The organism is Pseudochelatococcus sp. B33 (assembly GCF_053570585.1).
On sequence record NZ_JBSEFH010000018.1, the window covers coordinates 38,158 to 54,897 of the forward strand.

At 64.7% G+C, this 16,740-nt stretch carries 16 protein-coding genes; 12 read left to right on the forward strand and 4 right to left on the reverse strand.

Annotated features, from left to right (window positions below; all coding sequences use genetic code 11):
• Nucleotides 1–23 precede the first annotated feature (23 nt).
• The 7 genes from ACUSIJ_RS19420 to ACUSIJ_RS19450 all read left to right on the forward strand — a co-directional run bounded on the left by ACUSIJ_RS19420 (nucleotide 24) and on the right by ACUSIJ_RS19450 (nucleotide 7,121).
• Nucleotides 24–491 carry a tripartite tricarboxylate transporter TctB family protein gene (locus tag ACUSIJ_RS19420; RefSeq protein WP_449310062.1) on the forward strand — a complete coding sequence of 156 codons (468 nt, stop codon included), beginning with the start codon at nucleotides 24–26 and terminating at the stop codon, nucleotides 489–491.
• Nucleotides 492–574: 83 nt separating this feature from the next.
• Entirely contained in the window at nucleotides 575–2,143 is a 1,569-nt protein-coding gene (locus tag ACUSIJ_RS19425) for a tripartite tricarboxylate transporter permease (protein ID WP_449310064.1), read from the forward strand.
• Between the two features lie 77 nt (nucleotides 2,144–2,220).
• Nucleotides 2,221–3,438: an ATP-grasp domain-containing protein gene (locus ACUSIJ_RS19430; protein ID WP_449310065.1), complete on the forward strand. Its 1,218-nt coding sequence runs from the start codon at nucleotides 2,221–2,223 to the stop codon at nucleotides 3,436–3,438.
• On the forward strand, nucleotides 3,435–4,394 hold the full coding sequence (locus tag ACUSIJ_RS19435; RefSeq protein WP_449310066.1) for a succinate--CoA ligase subunit alpha: 960 nt from the start codon (nucleotides 3,435–3,437) through the stop codon (nucleotides 4,392–4,394). Before ACUSIJ_RS19430 ends, ACUSIJ_RS19435 begins: the two co-directional genes overlap by 4 nt.
• Nucleotides 4,391–5,542 (forward strand): enolase C-terminal domain-like protein, encoded by a 1,152-nt coding sequence (locus ACUSIJ_RS19440; protein ID WP_449310067.1) that lies wholly within the window; start codon nucleotides 4,391–4,393, stop codon nucleotides 5,540–5,542. Before ACUSIJ_RS19435 ends, ACUSIJ_RS19440 begins: the two co-directional genes overlap by 4 nt.
• A 94-nt stretch (nucleotides 5,543–5,636) precedes the next feature.
• Nucleotides 5,637–6,065 carry a GlcG/HbpS family heme-binding protein gene (locus ACUSIJ_RS19445; protein ID WP_449310068.1) on the forward strand — a complete coding sequence of 143 codons (429 nt, stop codon included), beginning with the start codon at nucleotides 5,637–5,639 and terminating at the stop codon, nucleotides 6,063–6,065.
• A 324-nt stretch (nucleotides 6,066–6,389) separates the two neighbouring features.
• Complete coding sequence (locus ACUSIJ_RS19450) at nucleotides 6,390–7,121, forward strand: GntR family transcriptional regulator (RefSeq protein WP_449310069.1); 732 nt, start codon at nucleotides 6,390–6,392, stop codon at nucleotides 7,119–7,121.
• Nucleotides 7,122–7,141: 20 nt separating this feature from the next.
• Here the strand turns inward: ACUSIJ_RS19450 and ACUSIJ_RS19455 are convergent, their stop codons facing one another.
• The 4 genes from ACUSIJ_RS19455 to ACUSIJ_RS19470 form a co-directional block, all read right to left on the reverse strand.
• On the reverse strand, nucleotides 7,142–7,831 hold the full coding sequence (locus ACUSIJ_RS19455; protein WP_449310070.1) for a GntR family transcriptional regulator: 690 nt from the start codon (nucleotides 7,829–7,831) through the stop codon (nucleotides 7,142–7,144).
• 257 nt (nucleotides 7,832–8,088) lie between these two features.
• Nucleotides 8,089–9,045, reverse strand: coding sequence for a hydroxymethylglutaryl-CoA lyase (locus ACUSIJ_RS19460; RefSeq protein WP_449310071.1), 957 nt, complete (start codon nucleotides 9,043–9,045; stop codon nucleotides 8,089–8,091).
• 87 nt (nucleotides 9,046–9,132) lie between these two features.
• Nucleotides 9,133–10,407 carry a mandelate racemase/muconate lactonizing enzyme family protein gene (locus ACUSIJ_RS19465; protein ID WP_449310072.1) on the reverse strand — a complete coding sequence of 425 codons (1,275 nt, stop codon included), beginning with the start codon at nucleotides 10,405–10,407 and terminating at the stop codon, nucleotides 9,133–9,135.
• A gap of 107 nt (nucleotides 10,408–10,514) precedes the next feature.
• Nucleotides 10,515–11,198, reverse strand: coding sequence for a metal-dependent hydrolase (locus ACUSIJ_RS19470; RefSeq protein WP_449310073.1), 684 nt, complete (start codon nucleotides 11,196–11,198; stop codon nucleotides 10,515–10,517).
• A 331-nt stretch (nucleotides 11,199–11,529) separates the two neighbouring features.
• On the opposite strand from ACUSIJ_RS19470, the gene ACUSIJ_RS19475 reads away from it, so the two are divergent.
• The 5 genes from ACUSIJ_RS19475 (at nucleotide 11,530) to ACUSIJ_RS19495 (ending at nucleotide 16,728) form a co-directional block, all read left to right on the forward strand.
• Nucleotides 11,530–12,330, forward strand: a complete 801-nt coding sequence (locus ACUSIJ_RS19475; RefSeq protein ID WP_449310074.1) for an enoyl-CoA hydratase/isomerase family protein — start codon at nucleotides 11,530–11,532, stop codon at nucleotides 12,328–12,330.
• Between the two features lie 174 nt (nucleotides 12,331–12,504).
• Nucleotides 12,505–13,500: a Bug family tripartite tricarboxylate transporter substrate binding protein gene (locus ACUSIJ_RS19480; protein WP_449310075.1), complete on the forward strand. Its 996-nt coding sequence runs from the start codon at nucleotides 12,505–12,507 to the stop codon at nucleotides 13,498–13,500.
• Nucleotides 13,501–13,579: 79 nt separating this feature from the next.
• Entirely contained in the window at nucleotides 13,580–14,611 is a 1,032-nt protein-coding gene (locus ACUSIJ_RS19485; protein WP_449310076.1) for a Bug family tripartite tricarboxylate transporter substrate binding protein, read from the forward strand.
• A gap of 111 nt (nucleotides 14,612–14,722) precedes the next feature.
• On the forward strand, nucleotides 14,723–15,217 hold the full coding sequence (locus ACUSIJ_RS19490) for a tripartite tricarboxylate transporter TctB family protein (RefSeq protein WP_449310077.1): 495 nt from the start codon (nucleotides 14,723–14,725) through the stop codon (nucleotides 15,215–15,217).
• On the forward strand, nucleotides 15,205–16,728 hold the full coding sequence (locus ACUSIJ_RS19495) for a tripartite tricarboxylate transporter permease (protein ID WP_449310078.1): 1,524 nt from the start codon (nucleotides 15,205–15,207) through the stop codon (nucleotides 16,726–16,728). Before ACUSIJ_RS19490 ends, ACUSIJ_RS19495 begins: the two co-directional genes overlap by 13 nt.
• Nucleotides 16,729–16,740 lie beyond the last annotated feature (12 nt).

Below are 16,740 nucleotides of genomic sequence, written 5' to 3' on the forward strand. Positions count from 1 at the left end.
GAGCTTCGGCAGGGAGGAAAGCCATGCCAAGTCTGCGCTGGTCCAAGTCTGCGGAAGGGTCGCTCGTTCTGGCGATGGCGGCGGCGGCCTTGCTCGTCTACGGCTACTTCCGCGAGAATCTGTTCGTGCTGAACAAGGGTGCGTTGCCCGGCGTCGCACTGCTGGTCATCTGCGCCTTCAGCCTCATCGATTTCCTGCTCAACAGGGAGGCGCAACACGCCGAGCTTCAGGAATACGCCGCCACCGGCGAAGGTTCCATGACCATTCCCGAGATCATCGTCGCCGCGATTATGGCGATGATCTACGCATACGCCATGCTCCATGTCGGTCTGGTCGTATCGACGATAATATTCATTACCCTGGCGTCATGGTATCTGGATGCGAAAATAACGATGCTATATTTTATCGTTGCAATTATAGTCTCTTCATTACTATGGTTATCTTTCGTCAAAGGAGGCGGTACATACTTCGGAAATCCGATACTGTTCTGATCCAAGCAGGAAACAAAAGCTGACGGCCGCTCCGGAAACGCGATGGCCGAGCCGCTGCCCACGCGAATAGGAAGATCCGCATCATGGCTCCCGATATCTGGACATTGTTCCAAAACGCGTTCGCGCTGGACGTGCTCCTCTATACGACGATCGGGACGTTCGTCGGCCTCGTTTGCGGCGCCTTGCCCGGCGTCTCGGGCGGCATGGCGATGGCGCTGCTGCTGCCCTTCAGCATGTTCCTGCATCCGCTCGCCGCTCTCGGCCTCATCATCGGCGCGTACAAGGGCTCCGGCTTCGGCGGCTCGATCACCGCGGTGGCCTATGGCGTGCCCGGCACCTCGGACTCCATCGTCTCCATCTACGACGGCTACACCCTGACGCGAAAAGGCTATCCGAAGAAGGCGATGTCGACGTCGCTTTACACCTCGCTCTTCGCGGATACGGCAAGCAACGTGCTGCTGCTCTTCATCGTCGCCCCGCTCGCCGCGGTGGCGGTCGCCTTCGGGCCGCGGGAGATCTTCGCTCTCACCTCGCTGGCCATCGTGCTCATCGTCGTGTTCGTGCATGAATCGCCGATCCGCGGCGCAATCGCGGCGGCGATCGGCATCTTCATCGGCTCGATCGGCACCGACCCCATGGTGGCCCTCAGCAACCGCTATACTTTCGGCCTGCCGGAGCTGCTCGGCGGCGTCGACCTGGTGCCTTTCGTCATCGGCCTCGTCGGCATGAACCTGCTGTGGCAGCAGGCGACCGCCCTGCACAGGCAGCGCATGTTCAGCGGCACCGAGCGGGCGGCGGCCATGCAGACGATGATCCATCAGCCGAGGCAGCCCGACGACCGGCTGACTTTCAGGGAGTGGATCGCCTGCTGGAAGGAGCTTCTCGTCGGCACGGGCCTCGGCATCGTCATCGGCGCGGTTCCCGGCCCGGGAGCCACGACCGCGGCCTTCTCCTCCTACGCCATCCTGAAGCGGTTCTCGCGCGACAAGGAGAATTTCGGCAAGGGCTCGCTCAGAGGCCTGGTCGCGGCGGAGGGGCCGGATTCCTCCATCATCGCCGCCACGCTCATCCCTCTCTTCGCCTTCGGCATTCCGGGCTCGGTCAATGCGGCCATCTTCGCGGCCGCCCTGCTGCAGCAGGGCATTCCGCCCGGTCCGACCATGCTGCTGACGCACGGCCAGCTTCTCTATTCGTTCCTGGTCCTGCTGATCTTCGCCAACGTCATCAACTTCATGCTTTCGAAGATGCTGATCCCCTTCGCGGCCTATCTCGCCAAGACCAACGGCGCCATTCTCGTACCCGTGCTGCTGGTCTGCAATCTGGTCGGCGCCTATGCCTACATGAACAGTTATCTCGGCGTGGTGTTCGCGCTCGCGGGGGCGGTGCTCGGCTGCCTCCTGCGCCGCTGGAACCTGCCGAGCCCGCCGGTGATCATCACCATGCTCGTCGTGCCGCTGATGGAGAAATCGTTCGGACGCGCGGCGGCGATCGCCGACGGCAACGTGCTCTACTTCTTCGGCAGCCCGCTCGCGCTGTTCCTCTACGCGCTCATGGCCGTGTTCCTCTACTTCGCGCTGCGCAAGCCGCTGCGCAAGAAGCCGGTGGAGCTCGTGGAGGCCCCTGTCGCGGACATGCCCGAGCCCAAACCCTGATCTCCAACCCCCCGGCGCGACAGGGGCCTTGCCGCCTGTCGCGCCGGTGAAACGATGCAGAAGGAACCCACCGACACATGGCGCCGCTTCTCGAAAACAGGATCAAGGGACTACTCGGCCAGCATGGGATGAGAGTGCCGAAAGGCGTGACGATCTCGTCCGTCGACGAGGCACCGTCGGCCGCCCGGACCATCGGTTTCCCGTCGGTGGTCAAGGCGCTGGTGCCGATCGGCAAGAAGGGCAAGGCGGGCGGCGTCCGCTTCCCGGAGGACGAGGCGGCGTTGCGCGCCTGCACGCAGGCGCTGCTCGGCGAAACCATCCGCGGCTTTCGCGCGGACTCCGTCCTCGTCGAGGTGAAGGCGCCGATCGTCGACGAACTCTTCCTGTCCTTCAATTTCGACGGCCTGCTGCGCGGCCCGGTGCTCTTGATGGGCACCCTGGGCGGCGTCGATGTCGAGGAGGCCGTGCTCGACAGGCCGGACGCCTTCGCCAGGGTGCCGCTCGACGTCACGCAGGAATATGATGCGGACTTCTTCATCGACAAATGGAAGCAGCTTGGCCTCGACGCCGGCAAGAGCGCTGCCGCGGGCGCGGCCACGGCCGCGGCCTATGAGGTCTTCCGCCGCTATGACGTGCGCGTTCTCGAGATCAATCCGCTGGCGATCGATGCCGATGGCGAGGCCGTCGCCGTCGGCGCCCTGATGGATGTCGACGACGATTCGCTCTTCCGTCAGCCGGAGCTTTCGGAATGGGTGGAGTACGGTTCGGGTCGGCTCGGGCGTCTGCCCACGCCTCTCGAGCGCGAAATCCTGCATCTCAACGCGACGGAACCGTCCGGGAGCCTGCGCTTCATGGAACTCGACGGCGATCTCGGCCTGCTGATTTCCGGCGGCGGCTGCAGCCTCTGGTCGGCGGACCACATCATTGACGGTGGCGGCAGGCCGGCGACCTATTTCGACGCCACGGTGCCGACCGAGAAGATGTGGCGCACGCTCTTCCGCGGCGTGCTCTCGCTGCCGCGGGTGCGCGGGCTGATGTTCGGCTCGAACATCATCAACCTGACGCCGATCGTGACGCGCGTGCGTTACCTCGTCGAGACGATCGAGGAGCTGAACATCGATACGGAAGCCTTTCCGGTCGTGCTGCGCATGGCCGGAGCCGGAGAGGAGGAAGCGCGCGAGATCGCGAAGCGGATTCCGCACCTGCAGTATTACGGCGACGAGGTGACACTCGACCAGGCGCTCGACGCCTTTCTGGCCGCCGTTGAAAAAGCCAAGGCGAAGGACCACACATGAGCATCCTGCTTGACGAGAGCACCAACGTCCTGGTGCAGGCGATCACCGGCCAGCAGGGCCAGATCGACCTCAGGCGCATGCAGCGCTACGGCACCCGGGTCGTCGCCGGCGTCACGCCCGGCAAGGGCGGACAGGAAGTGATGGGCGTGCCGGTCTACGACACCGTCGCCGAGGCCTGGAAGCATCACCCCGTCGACGCGGTGATGAGCTATGTGCCGCGCCAGCGCATCAAGGATGCGGCCCTGGAGGTGGCGCGGGCGGGCATTCCGCTGATGGGCATTTCGGCCGAGCGCATCCCGATCCACGACCTCGCCTACCTGCTTGCCGAAACGAAGCGCATGGGCACGCGCGTCGTCGGCCCCAACACGCTCGGCATCGCCAGCGCCGGCAGGGCGCTGATGGGCGGCATCGGCGGCGAGATGCCGGCGCGCACGCTGCTGCGCGGCCCCGTCGGCATCATGTCGAAGAGCGGCGGCATGGGCGCCGAGCTCTGCTGGACGCTGACGCGCGCCGGCATCGGCCAGAGCACCTACGTGTCGCTGGGCGGCGAGCCGCTGTCGGGTATGTCGTTCCGCGACGGGCTGGAACTTTTCCAGGCCGATCCCGAAACCAGGGTCGTGATCATGTTCGGCGAAGCCGGCACGCGCTACGAGGAGGAGGCCGCCGACTTCATCCGCCAGCGCGGCATCACCAAGCCGGTGCTCGCCTTCATCGTCGGACGCTTCACCGAAAACCTGCCGGGCGTGCGCTTCGGCCACGGCGGCACGATCATCGAGGCCGGGACCGGCACGCCGTCCGCCAAGATCAGGGCGCTGGAAAGCGCGGGCGTCACCATGATACGCCGGCTGATCGACCTGCCCGCCGCCATCCGCGAGAAACTCGACGGCGCGCCGGCGCGCTGGTCGCCGCCGGAGGAAGCCGCAACGCAGACAACAGCAGTCGGGAGGCACTCTTGAGCAAGATCACCAGAGTCGAGATCCACGAATACACATACGACATCCACGATCTCGACGGGCACCGCACCTACAGCCCCGGCGCCAAGCTGACCCTGCCGAATTTCGGCCTGCGCATCCTGACCGATGACGGGCTGATCGGCGAATACTGCCCGCTGCACGCGGGCAAGCGCGCCTTCACCGGCCAGGTGATGATGCTCGCGCCGCTGCTGATCGGCCGCAACCCATTCGAGCGCACGCAGATATTCGACGACCTGAAGCGTGCGCTGAGGCAGCTCGGCTTCCTCGGCGTCGGCGCCATCGACATCGCGCTCTGGGACCTTGCCGGCATGGCCTACGGCCGCCCGGTGAGCGAGCTGCTCGGCGGCTTCCGGAAGACGCTGCCCACCTACGCCAGCACCATCCACGGCGACCGCGTCGGCGGGCTGGACAGCCCGGAGAAATTCGTCGAGTTCGCCGAGCGCTGCCACGAGATGGGCTACCGCGCCTTCAAGGTGCACGGCTGGAGCGACGGCGACGCCCGCGAGGAGGCGCGCAACGTCGAATATCTCGCCGACCATGTCGGCGACCGCATGACGCTGATGCTCGATCCCGCCTGCGAGCTCAGGACCTTCGCCGACACGCTCTATGTCGGCCGGGCCTGCGACTACGGCAAGTATTTCTGGTACGAGGATCCGATGCGCGACGCCGGCACCTCCATGCACGCGCACCGCAAGCTGCGGCAAATGATCAAGACGCCGATCCTGCAGACCGAGCATGTGCGCGGCATCGAGCCGAAGGCGGACTGGATGGCCGCGGAGGCGACGGACTTCATCCGCGCCGATCCCGATCTCGACCTCGGCATCACCGGCACGATGCGTATCGCGCATACGGCCGAATCCTTCGGGCTCGATGTCGAGATCCACGCCTGCGGCCCGGCGCACCGCATCTGCATGTCGGCGATCCGCAACTCGAATTATTACGAGCTGGCGCTCGTTGGCCCGAAGACGCTGAATCCGATCCCGCCGATCTACGCCTGCGGCTACAACGATCAGCTCGACGGCGTGGCGAAGGACGGCACCTTCCCGGTGCCCACCGGACCGGGACTGGGCGTCACCTACGACTGGAATTTCATCACCTCGCGCAAGACGGCGGTGCATGTCTATCAGTGATGAACCACCAAGCGTTTCGAGGCAGGAATTGTGATTCCGTTTCCCCGACGCTAGAAAGGTGAGCGCAATAGAACCCCAGTCTGGAGGACCGCCGATGACCGAACTCACGCTTGCCAAGGCCAACGCCATTATCGCCACCGCGCTGTCGAAAGCGGCGGAGCTGCAGTTGAAACCACTCGGGGTGGTCGTGCTCGACGCCGGAGGGCATCCGGTGGCGCTCCAGCGGCAGGACGGCGCGTCGATCCTGCGGACCGAGATCGCCTCCGGCAAGGCCTATGGGGCGCTCGCGGTTGGTTCGGGCTCGCGGGCGTTGAGCAAGGCGGCGGTCGATCGGCCGCATTTCTTCCAGGGCCTGTCGGGCGTCTCCGGCGGCAGGATCGTGCCGGTGCCGGGCGGCGTCCTGGTCCGCGCCGGCTCGGGGGCCATCCTCGGCGCTGTCGGCATCTCGGGCGACACGTCCGACAATGACGAAGCGGCCGCCATTGCCGGCATCGAGGCCGCGGGCTTCACGGCGGAGGGCTGAACCCGGACCCTGTCCCGGCGCTCGAGGGCGTCGGGACTTTCCCATAGAGCTTTCCCGGATTCGCGCGACGGTGGAACTGCCCCAGCTGCCCGTGGCGGGCGTCCGGTCATGTCATCATTTCATGGAAACGATCTAACTTATTGATTTTAAGAGACTTCTTATCGATCAAATGTTTCCATTCGATCGGAATGCGCTCTCGCACACGCCTGTCGATCATCTTGACTCGCACCCGATTCTATATCATCTGCTAATATTGTCATGAATCGCTATCGATTGAGCATTCATAGGCAGCGTTGCGTCAGTTCCAGCGCGTCCGGAGCGGATATGAAATCGAAGAAAGCTGTCGATGGCGGACCCGGCACACCTGCATACGCTGCGGCGAGGGACATCATCAGGGCCGAAATCCTGTCGGGGAACATTCCGGCAGGATCGCGGCTGACAGCGGGCTCGCTGGGGAAACGCTTCGCGATCAGCCAGATGCCGGTCCGCGAGGCGTTGCAGGCGCTGCAAGGCGAGGGGCTGATCACCATCCGCCATCACCGCGGCGCCACGGTGCTCTCGCTCGACGCCAAGCGGATCGGCGACATCTACGACCTTGTCAGCGCCGTCGAGGTGCTGCTTCTGCGTTCCGCGCTTCCCAACATCACCAACGCCGCCATGGCCAATCTGTGGAGCATTCAGCAGCAGATGCGCGACGCGGTGGCGGCTGAGGATTCGGCAAGTCTGTTCGAATTGAACCGGCAGTTCCACGCGCTGATCTTCGACTATGCCGACAGTCCGGATCTGCGCGGCATCTACGAGCGCTACGTGAACCTGCTGCGGGCGCTGCGCTCCAAGTTCGGTTTCACCAGGTCGAGGATGGAGCGGATGCTCGAGCAGCACGAGGAACTCCTGTCCGCGCTCAGGGACGCCGACGTGTCGCGGCTGGAGACGATCATCCAGCTGCATTCGCGCGGCGCCAAGGAGGATCTGGTGTCGCGGGTGCGGGAGGAAGAAATGGCCGCTTCGGTCAAGCGGCCCAAGAGGATAGGGGCCCAGGATAGGGGCCCAGGATAGTGCCCCTGCCCGAACGGACCTCAGACCGCGTCGCGCAATGACGGGTGGATGTGCGGCTTGTTGTCCTGCATCAGCGCGAGCATGTCGAGCTTGGCGCCTTCGCAGTGATGCTTGAGGAGCGCCATCAGCCGGTGTTCGTCCTGCGAGCGGAGCGCATCCAGGATCTCCTGATGCTCGTCCATCATCTGGTCGACACGGACCTTGCGGAAGCCGTAGGTCTCGCGCAGCGTGCCGAGCAGGCTGGCATAGCGGTTGTAGATGTTGAACGCCTCGGCGTTGTCGGCATGCCTGTAGAGCAGCTGATGGAACTGATGGTTGAGCGAGAACAGGTTGGTCAGATCGCCGCTCGCGACCTCCGATTTCATGCGCTCGTGCAGGGTGCGAGCCTGCGCCATGGCCCGGTTGCTGAGATTGGGGAGGGCGAGCCGGATCAGAAGCGCCTCGAGCGCGCCGCGCAGGTCGTAGATGTTGCGCACGCGGGAGATGTCGAGGGGGAGAACGGCGGCGCCCTTGTGCGGCGCGATCTCGATCAGGCCCTCGCCCTCCAGGGCCTGAAGCGCCTCGCGGACGGGCATCTGGCTGACGCCGAACCGCTCCACCAGCGACGCCGTGGTGAGACGCGCCCCGGCCGGCAGCTTGCCCGACAGGATTTCCGCACGCAGACGGTCCCTGAGGGCGGCATAGGTCGGCACCCCGGGCTCGATTTCCATCTTGAGGTTCATCATATCTCCGGCCGGCCGAGCATATGCTGGGAAATCAAGTTCAGATGACTAGAACAGTGATGCCTGCGTTGGGCTATACTGCGATGATGATGGTATCACCTTCACCACTATCGACTTTTGTCTCCGGACGTCCAATTTTGATTTTTACCATATTCTTCCGTTTGCGTCCATCTGGCCGGCCGTGACATCGCCGCGGCGGCGCCCGATGCGCTTTCTTCGGAGGAATAGCCGGAGACCGCCTTCCGTCAGGACGCGATCTTCTGCTGGCGCTCCGGTGCCGGCAGCAACACGTTGCCGCGGCCGGCGCGCAGCAGCGCGCTGTCGAGCGTGTGCGGGATGAAATCCTTGTGCATCGCGGCAACCGCGAGCAGTTTGTCGAGATCGATGCCGGTTTCGATGCCCATGCCGTGCAGCATGTTGACCATGTCCTCGGTGGCGATGTTGCCCGTCGCGCCCGGCGCATAGGGGCAGCCACCGAGGCCGGCGACGCCGCCGTCGAACCGGCTCATGCCGGCCTCGAGCGCGGCCAGCGTATTCGCGAGCGCCATGTCGCGCGTGTTGTGCAGGTGCAGGTTCCACGTCACCTGCGGATATTTCGCCAGCATGTGCGAGGCGATCTCGTAGACCGTCTTCGGATTGGCCACGCCGATCGTGTCGGCGAGCGACATGTTGGTGATGCCCAGGGCCAGGTAGCTGTCGGCGACGCGCTCAAGCTTGTCGACCCCGACCTGGCCTTCGAACGGGCAGCCGAGGCTGCAGATCATGCTGCCGGAAACGGTGAAGCCTTCCTCGTGGGCCACCTTCGCCATCCTGGCGATTTCCTCCAGCGTCTCGTCGATCGAGCGGTTGCCGTTGGCGCGGTTGTGGGATTCCGTCACCGACAGCATGAAGGAAACCGTGTCGATGCGGTCGCGGAACGGGCGGGCGCGTTCGAGCCCGCGCATGTTCGGCGTCATGGCGCGATAGCTGACCCCGGGAACGATATCGATCCCCGCCACCACCTCTTCCGCATCGGTGAATTGCGGAATCGCCTTCGGGTGGACGAAGGAGGTGATCTGTATTTCCGGAACGCCCGTGCGTGAAAGCGCGTTGATGACCTTGATCTTCGTCTCGGTGGGGATGAACTGCCTCTCGGACTGGAAGCCGTCGCGCGGGCCGACTTCCATGATGTGGACTTGCTTGACTTTGTCCGTCGCTAGCATTGCGTTCCTCCTCGATTGTCGATGTGAACGGGAAGTCAGGCCTCCCGCTTCCTTGCCCGGCGATGATCGATCCGTGTGCCTGCCGGCTCAGAACCAGCGGCATGAATCCGGCGGGCGGATGTCCGTCAGCTTGCCGGTGAAATGGCGCAGGTTATGGACCTTGTACGGATACTTGGCGAAGGCTTCCTTCCGCAGCTCGACGCCGAGGCCCGGCGTTTCCGGCACCACAAAGCAGCCGTCCACGAAGGTCCAGTCCTCGGTCGTGATCTCGCGCCGCCAGGGCACGTCGATGACGAAGGTCTCTAGCACCATGAAATTGTTGCACGAGGCGGCGAAGTGCAGGCCCGCCGCGTGGCAGACCGCGCCGTTGGCGTTGTGCGGGGCGACGGGAAGGAGGCTCGAATCGGCGATGGCCGCGATACGCTTCATTTCGAGCAGGCCGGAGACATGGCAGATGTCGGGCTGGAGCACGTCGACGGCGCCGGCGGCGATCAGGTCGGCGCAGTCGAAGCGCGAATAGCTCCGCTCGCCGATGGCGATCGGTATCGGCACCGAGCGGCGGACCTCGGCGATCGGGGCCGCCCGCGTCGGCACCGTCGGCTCCTCGAACCACCTGATGCCGAGCCCCCCGAGTGCGCGCCCGACCTCGATCGCGGTCGCCACGTTGAAGCGGCCATGGCCCTCGACATAGAGATCGATATCCGGACCGACCGCCTCGCGCACCGCGACGACGTTGGCAACGGACGCGTTGATCTGCGCCGTGGTCATGGTCAGGTAGGCCTGGCCGAAGGGGTCCCACTTCAAGCCGGTGAACCCCTGGGCAACGGTGGCGGCCGCCTTCTCGGCGAATTGCTCGATCGACCTCGCGCCGGCGAACCAGCTGTTGGCGTAGACGTTGATGCGATCGCGCACCTTGCCGCCGAGAAGCTGATAGACCGGCACGCCGAGCGCCTTGCCCTTGATGTCCCAGAGCGCGAGCTCGACCGCGCTGATCGCGGTCGACAGGATCGGGCCCGACCACCAGTAGCTCTCGCGCTGCATCAGAAGATGCAGGCCCTCGATGTTGAACGGATCCGCTCCGAGCAGAATGCGCGACAGCTCGTCGATGGCCTGGCACACTGTCGGTTCGCGGTATTCGATGCTGCCTTCACCGACGCCGACGATGCCCTGGTTGGTGTGGATCTCGACGAAAACCCAGTTCGTGCGATAGCAATCGACGATGAAGGTCTCGATGCCGGTGATTTTCAGGTTCAACCCCCGGGACGATGGAGCGGGGACAGCCTCCGACGACTCGGCTCCGGGGTCGACGGATGAAGCGGAATCCGCTCCGGTCTCCTTGAGGGTAGCAACTGAACCGCACATGTATCTAATTTAATCCCATATGATATTTTATAATCGGATTATATCCAATTTGACCAGAGTGTCAATCGGCCGGCCCCCACCTGACGCGTGTCGGCTTTCATGCAGGTTTAGAACGACACCTCGTCTCCCGGATCGATGACGTGGATCCTGGCGCCGGGGGCGTCCTTTGCCGCGAAGCTGACGAATTCGTCCGCGTTCTGGGCCAGCAGCGGGAAGGTCCGGTAGTGCATGGGCAGCGCCGCCTTCGCCTTCAGCAGCTTCAGGGCGCGGGCGGCCTGACGGCCGCCCATGGTGAAACGGTCGCCGATCGGCACGAGGGCGAGGTCGATGTCAAACAGATCGCCCCAGATGGCCATGTTGGCGTGGAGAGCCGTGTCGCCGGCATGATAGAGAACCTTGCCGTCCTCCAGCGTCAGGATGTAGCCCGTGGGGCAGCCGGTGGCGCTGCTGTGGTAGGCATCGACCATGGTGGCGGTGACGCCGTCGAGATCGACGGAGCCGCCGGTGTTCATCGCCAGGACGTCGGGCGCGCCTTGCTCCTTGTAGGAGGTGACGGTCTCGGGCTGGCCGACAAGCGTCGCTCCGGTCTGTCTGGCGACCGCGACCGCATCGCCCGCGTGGTCGCTGTGATCGTGCGAGAGGAGGATGAACCCGGCAGGGGGCAGATCCTCGATCTTGACAGGTGCGAGCGGGTTCTGCGTGAGCCAGGGATCGATGAACAGCACCTTTCCCGTGGAAGTCGTCAGTTGCCACCCGGAATGTCCGAGCCACTTCAATCGATTGGTCGTCATGATCTCTCCCTCGTGCGACGGGAATGACGTCACATTATTAGATACAACAAGCGAATTCTATATCAAATATGAGGGGTTGAAAAAGGGGCCAAGGCGATCCTCATGCGATTGTGCGCAAAACATATGGCGGTTCTTGCCGGTTTGCCGGGTTGACACCCCGAATCAAATTGTATCTAATTTTACATATTTTTATCGAAAGAGAAACTTCGTAGAGTATTTTGGCTTGCCGTGGCGGACCGCCAGGACCTTCCGCCACACATCGGCGACAGTTGAACACAGACCCGGGAGCGCCGGGCCTATCAGGCGAGGAAACCATGCAGGCGAGGAAACCATGAACGACTCCAACACGCATGCCGCGGGCGCGGATATCGAAGGCGGCTATCAGACGATCCTGTTCGCGGTCGAGGGGCCGATCGCGAAGGTGACCTTCAACCGGCCGGAACAGCGCAATGCACTGACGATCCGCTTTTTCACCGAGCTTCTGCATGCGCTGGACCGCATCGAGGCGGACGACGACATCCGCGTCGTCATCATCGCCGGCAATGGCCCGGCTTTCTGCGCCGGCCGCGACTTCAAGGAATCGACGAAGGCGACGCCGCAGGAAGGCGCCCTTTACGGACAGCTCAACCTCGAAGCCCGCACACGCCTGCGCCAACTCGCCAAGCCGGTGATCGGGCGCGTCCATGGTCCGGCGGCGGGTGGCGGTGCTGCCATCGCCATCGAATGCTGCGACATCACCATCGCCACCAAGGCGGCGCGCTTTTCCATCCGTGAGGTGCAGGCGGGCACGCTGCCGGGACTGCCGGTCTTCACCATCGGCCGCGCCCGCTCGCTCGGCATGCTGCTGACCGGCGACTGGGTCTCGGGCGAGCAGGCCGAGCGCTGGGGCCTGATATACAGGGTGGTCGAGGACGATGACGAACTCGACAAGGCCGTGAACGCACTCGCCGAGCAGCTCGCGCCGCAGCCGGCGCTGGCGATGACCTATACCAAGCGGGCGATCGCTTTCCTGCTCGATCTCGCTGGCCACACCCAGGCCGAGCAGTATCTCGCCGAATGCCGCAAGCTCCTGCACCAGAGCAAGGAGCGCATCGAGGCGCAGCAGGCGTTCATCGACAAGAAGCGGCGGTGATCCGCCTCCCGGTGCAGACATGCGGATTAAATCTAATCATTATGAGTTGTATAGATCATATTTGTGATGTATAAAATCCGCAAGCTAGATAAGGCTGCGGCAAGTCCCCTGCCGGACGACCCGTTCCGCGGCGACCAAATGGCCGGAGAGCCAGAAGCTGAGGGAGAGAAACCAATGGAAAACACAAAGATAGACCGTCGTGGCTTTATGGGCGTGATGGCGGGCGCCGCCGGGCTGGCACTCGGTTCGGGCGCGGCGCGGGCCCAGCGCGCGTTCCCCAGCAAGCCGATCGAGTGCCTCGTGCCGTGGGGCGTGGGCGGCGGCGCCTCGACCGTTTCGGACATCGTCAGCAAGATCTCGTCGGAACTCGGCCTGTCGCCGCAGCCGATCGTGCTCGACCATCGTCCCGGCGCCAGCGGCCTGATCGGCACCGCGCTCGTCGCCGAACGCAAGGGCGACCCCTATGTCTTCATGCCCGGCGGCGCCGCGCTGCTGCCGCAGGTGGTCGTCGGCGACTCGCCGGTGCATCCGCTGAACGACCTGACGCCGCTCGCCATGAACGCGCTCGATTCCTCGATCGTGTTCACCCGCGCCGAATCGCCCTTCAACACAATGGCCGACGTCTTCGAGAAGCTGAAGAAGCAACCGAGGTCGGTGACGATGGCCGGCGCGGGCGGCGGGCCGGGCAGTTGGGACGGCATGCTCGAGACCGTGATCGGCGCGGGCGCCGGCGTGGAATTCAACCAGATCCCGTTCGGCGGCGGCGGCGACGTGCAGGCCGCCATTCTCGGCGGCCAGGTCGACGTCGGCACGCGCCAGCTCTCCGACGCGCGCGACCTGCTCGAAGCAGGGCAGGCGAAGGCGTTGGTCATCTTCGACGCCGAACGCAATCCGACCCTGCCCGACGTGCCGACCATGCGCGAACTCGGCTACGACGCCGTGCTGAACCTGCCGCGCGGCTGGCTCTCCCCCGCCGGCATCAAGCCCGAGGAGCTCCAGTGGTATGCGGAGTTCTTCCGGAAGATCAGCGACTCCAAGACCTGGGACGACTTCTGCACGCGGTCGGGCATCATCAACAAGTATCTCGACCCGCAGGGCTGGACGGACTTGATAGCCAGCAACCTCAAGACGATCGAGACGACCTACAAGAAGATCGGCATTGTGAAGTGATCTCGGGGCGGGCCTTTCCGGGGCCGCCCGGAAAGGCCCTCCTCCAACGACAAGACGCCAGAATTGCAGGGAGGATGCAATGAGCGGGCATCATCGCCACGATGGGTTGTCTGGAGCGAAGCTTGCGGTCAGTCGGCGGACCGTCTTGAAGGGATCGCTGGTCGCAGGGGTTGTGGCCGGCGAGGGGCTGAGGGCCGGGGGGAGCTTCGCGCAGGAGGCCTTCCCGAACAAGCCGATCACCATACTGGTGCCCTGGGGGGCGGGGGGCGGCCCGTCGCAGATCTCCGACGCGGTTTCGAAGATCTCGGCCGAAGCCGGCTACTCGCCGCAGCCGATGGTGCTCGATCATCGTCCGGGCGCCAGCGGCCTCATCGGCACGGCGCTGGTCGCCGAGCGCAAGGGCGATCCCTACGTCTTCATGCCCGGCGGCGGCGCCCTGCTGCTGCAGACCGTCATCGGCGAGTCGCCGGTCCACCCGCTCAACGATCTGACCCCGCTCGCCCTCAGCACGCTCGACTCGTCGGTGGTGATCGTGGCCGCGAACTCGCCCTTCAAGTCGCTGACCGAGGTGGTCGAGACGCTGAAGAAGACGCCTCGCTCGATAACGATGGCGGGCGCGGGCGGCTCCGGCTGGGACAGCGTCGTGGCGAACACGCTGGGCGCGGCGGCGGGCGTCGAGTTCAACCAGATCCCGTTCGCGAGCGGCGCCGAAGTGCAGGCGGCGGTGCTCGGCGGCCAGGTGCAGATCGGCGCGCGGCAGCTCTCCAATGCGGTGGATCTGATCAATTCGGGCGAGATGCGGGCGCTTGCCGTCTATGACGCCGGGCGCAACCCGCAGGTGCCCGACGTGCCCACCCTGCGCGAACTCGGCTACGACGTGGTGCTCAATCTCGCGCGCGGCTGGTTCGGCCCCGCCGGCCTCAGGCAGGAGGAGATCGACTGGTACGGAGAGCTGTTCAGGAAGCTCGGCGAGAACGCCGAATGGCGCGCCTATGTCGAGAAGTCCGGCAGCCAGAGCAAGTATCTCGGCCCGGCGGAATTCACCGCCTTCGTGGCCGAGACCATGAACACGATCGAGCGCCTCTACAGGAGCCTCGGCATCATCAAATAAACCCGCAGAAACCGGCGGGCGGCGACAGCGCCCGGCCGATTTCCAATCCGACCACGCCGAGACAGGCGCCAGACCGGCGCAGAACAGGCGAAGGTATAAAAGGGGGATCACGTGCAACGCGCGCATATTATCCTGCCCGCTCTTTTGACGGGGCTCGGAGCCGTCATTCTCTGGCAGTCCTTGTTCAAGATGGACTATTTCTACGTCAATCGCGGCGCGCCGGGACCGGGCTTCCTGCCCTTCTGGGTGTCGCTCGGCGTGGTCGTGCTGGGCGGCCTGCTGACCATCCGCGCATCCGCATCCGGATCCGCGCCCGCGGATGTCGAATGGCCCGACAGGAGTGGCTGGCGGCGGATCGGCATCGTGCTCGGCGGCTTCCTGCTGTTCCTGATCTTCGTCGGGCTGATCGGCTTCACGCTGTCGACCATCGCCTTCCTGGCGGGCGTCAGCTACCTGCTCGGCATGCGCAGGCTGATCATCGTGCTGCCGGTCGCCGTCGGCGTCGGGCTGTTCCTCCACATCGTCTTCGGCACCTGGCTTCGCATATCGTTGCCGATCGGCCTGCTCGGCCGCCAGTTCCAGGAGGTCGCGCCGTGGATCTTCTGAGCAATCTCGCGACCGGTTTCTCGGTCGCCTTCACACTGACGAACCTGCTGTTCGTCACCCTCGGCGTGACGGCCGGAACGCTGATCGGCGCGCTGCCGGGGATCGGACCGGTGGCCGGCATCGCGATGCTCCTGCCCTTCGCATACGGCATGGATCCGGTCACGGCGATGATCCTGATGGCCGGCGTCTACTACGGCACGATGTTCGGCGGTTCGATCACCTCCGTGCTCGTCGGCATACCGGGCGAGGCGTCGAACATTCCCACCTGTATCGACGGCTATGAAATGGCGAAGAAGGGCCGCGCGGGGCCGGCGCTGACCATCTCCGCGATCGGTTCCTTCATCGCCGGCACCTTCAGCGTGATCATGCTGACCATCGCCGCGCCGCCGATCGCCCGCTGGGCCCTGAGCTTCGGGCCGCCGGAATATTTCACGCTGATGCTGCTGGGGCTTGCCGCAACCTCGGGGCTGATGGGCGACAACAAGGTCAAGGGCTACCTGATGGCCTGCCTCGGCCTGATGCTGTCGCTGATCGGTTTCGACATGATCACCGGATACCAGCGCTTCACCTTCGGCTATCTCCAGCTCGCCGACGGCGTGAAGTTCCTGCCCATCGCGGTCGGCATGTTCGGCATCGCCGAGGTTCTCGTCACCCTCGAGAGGATGGACAGCTACCGGGTGATCGGCACCAAGCTCAGGGATATGGTAGTCACCAGGCAGGACCTGAAGGAAAGCGCGCCGGCGATCGGCCGCGGCTCCGTCATCGGCTTCGTCGTCGGGCTGCTGCCGGGCGCCGGGGGAGCGGTCGCGTCGCTGCTTTCCTATGTGGCGGAGCGCAAGTTCGCCAAGCATCCGGAACGGTTCGGCACCGGCGAGATCGCCGCGGTGGCGGGCCCGGGCGCTGCCGACAACGGCTCGACCGGCGGCTCGATGATCCCGATGCTGACGCTCGGCATTCCGGGATCGGCCACCACCGCGGTGATGCTCGGCGCGATGACGCTGTTCAACATTCAGCCGGGACCGTTCCTGTTCGCCTCCCAGCCGGAATTCGTATGGGGCCTGATCGCGTCGATGTACATCGGCAACGGCATGCTGCTCGTTCTGAACATCCTTTTCGTGCCGGTCTTCGTCTCGGCGCTGCGCATCCCCTTCACCTTGCTGGGGCCGCTGATCATCATCTTTGCCATCGTCGGCGTCTACAGCGTCAGCGCCAGCATGTTCGATCTGTGGGTGCTTCTGGTGTTCAGCATACTCGGCTATTTCATGAAGAAGCTCGAGTATCCGGCCGCGCCGCTCGTGCTGGCGCTGGTGCTCGGCAACGGCTTCGAGACCGCGCTGCGCCAATCGCTGATGATCTCCCAGGGCGACGTGTCGATCTTCTTCCTGCGGCCGATCTCGGGCACGCTCATGGCGGTTCTGCTGATCATCGTGACGCTGCCGCTGATCCGCACCCTGATCAGGAGAATGCGCACCCCCGCCGCCGGGGAACCGGCCCGGCCCAATCGCGCCTGATGAACCGGGTCC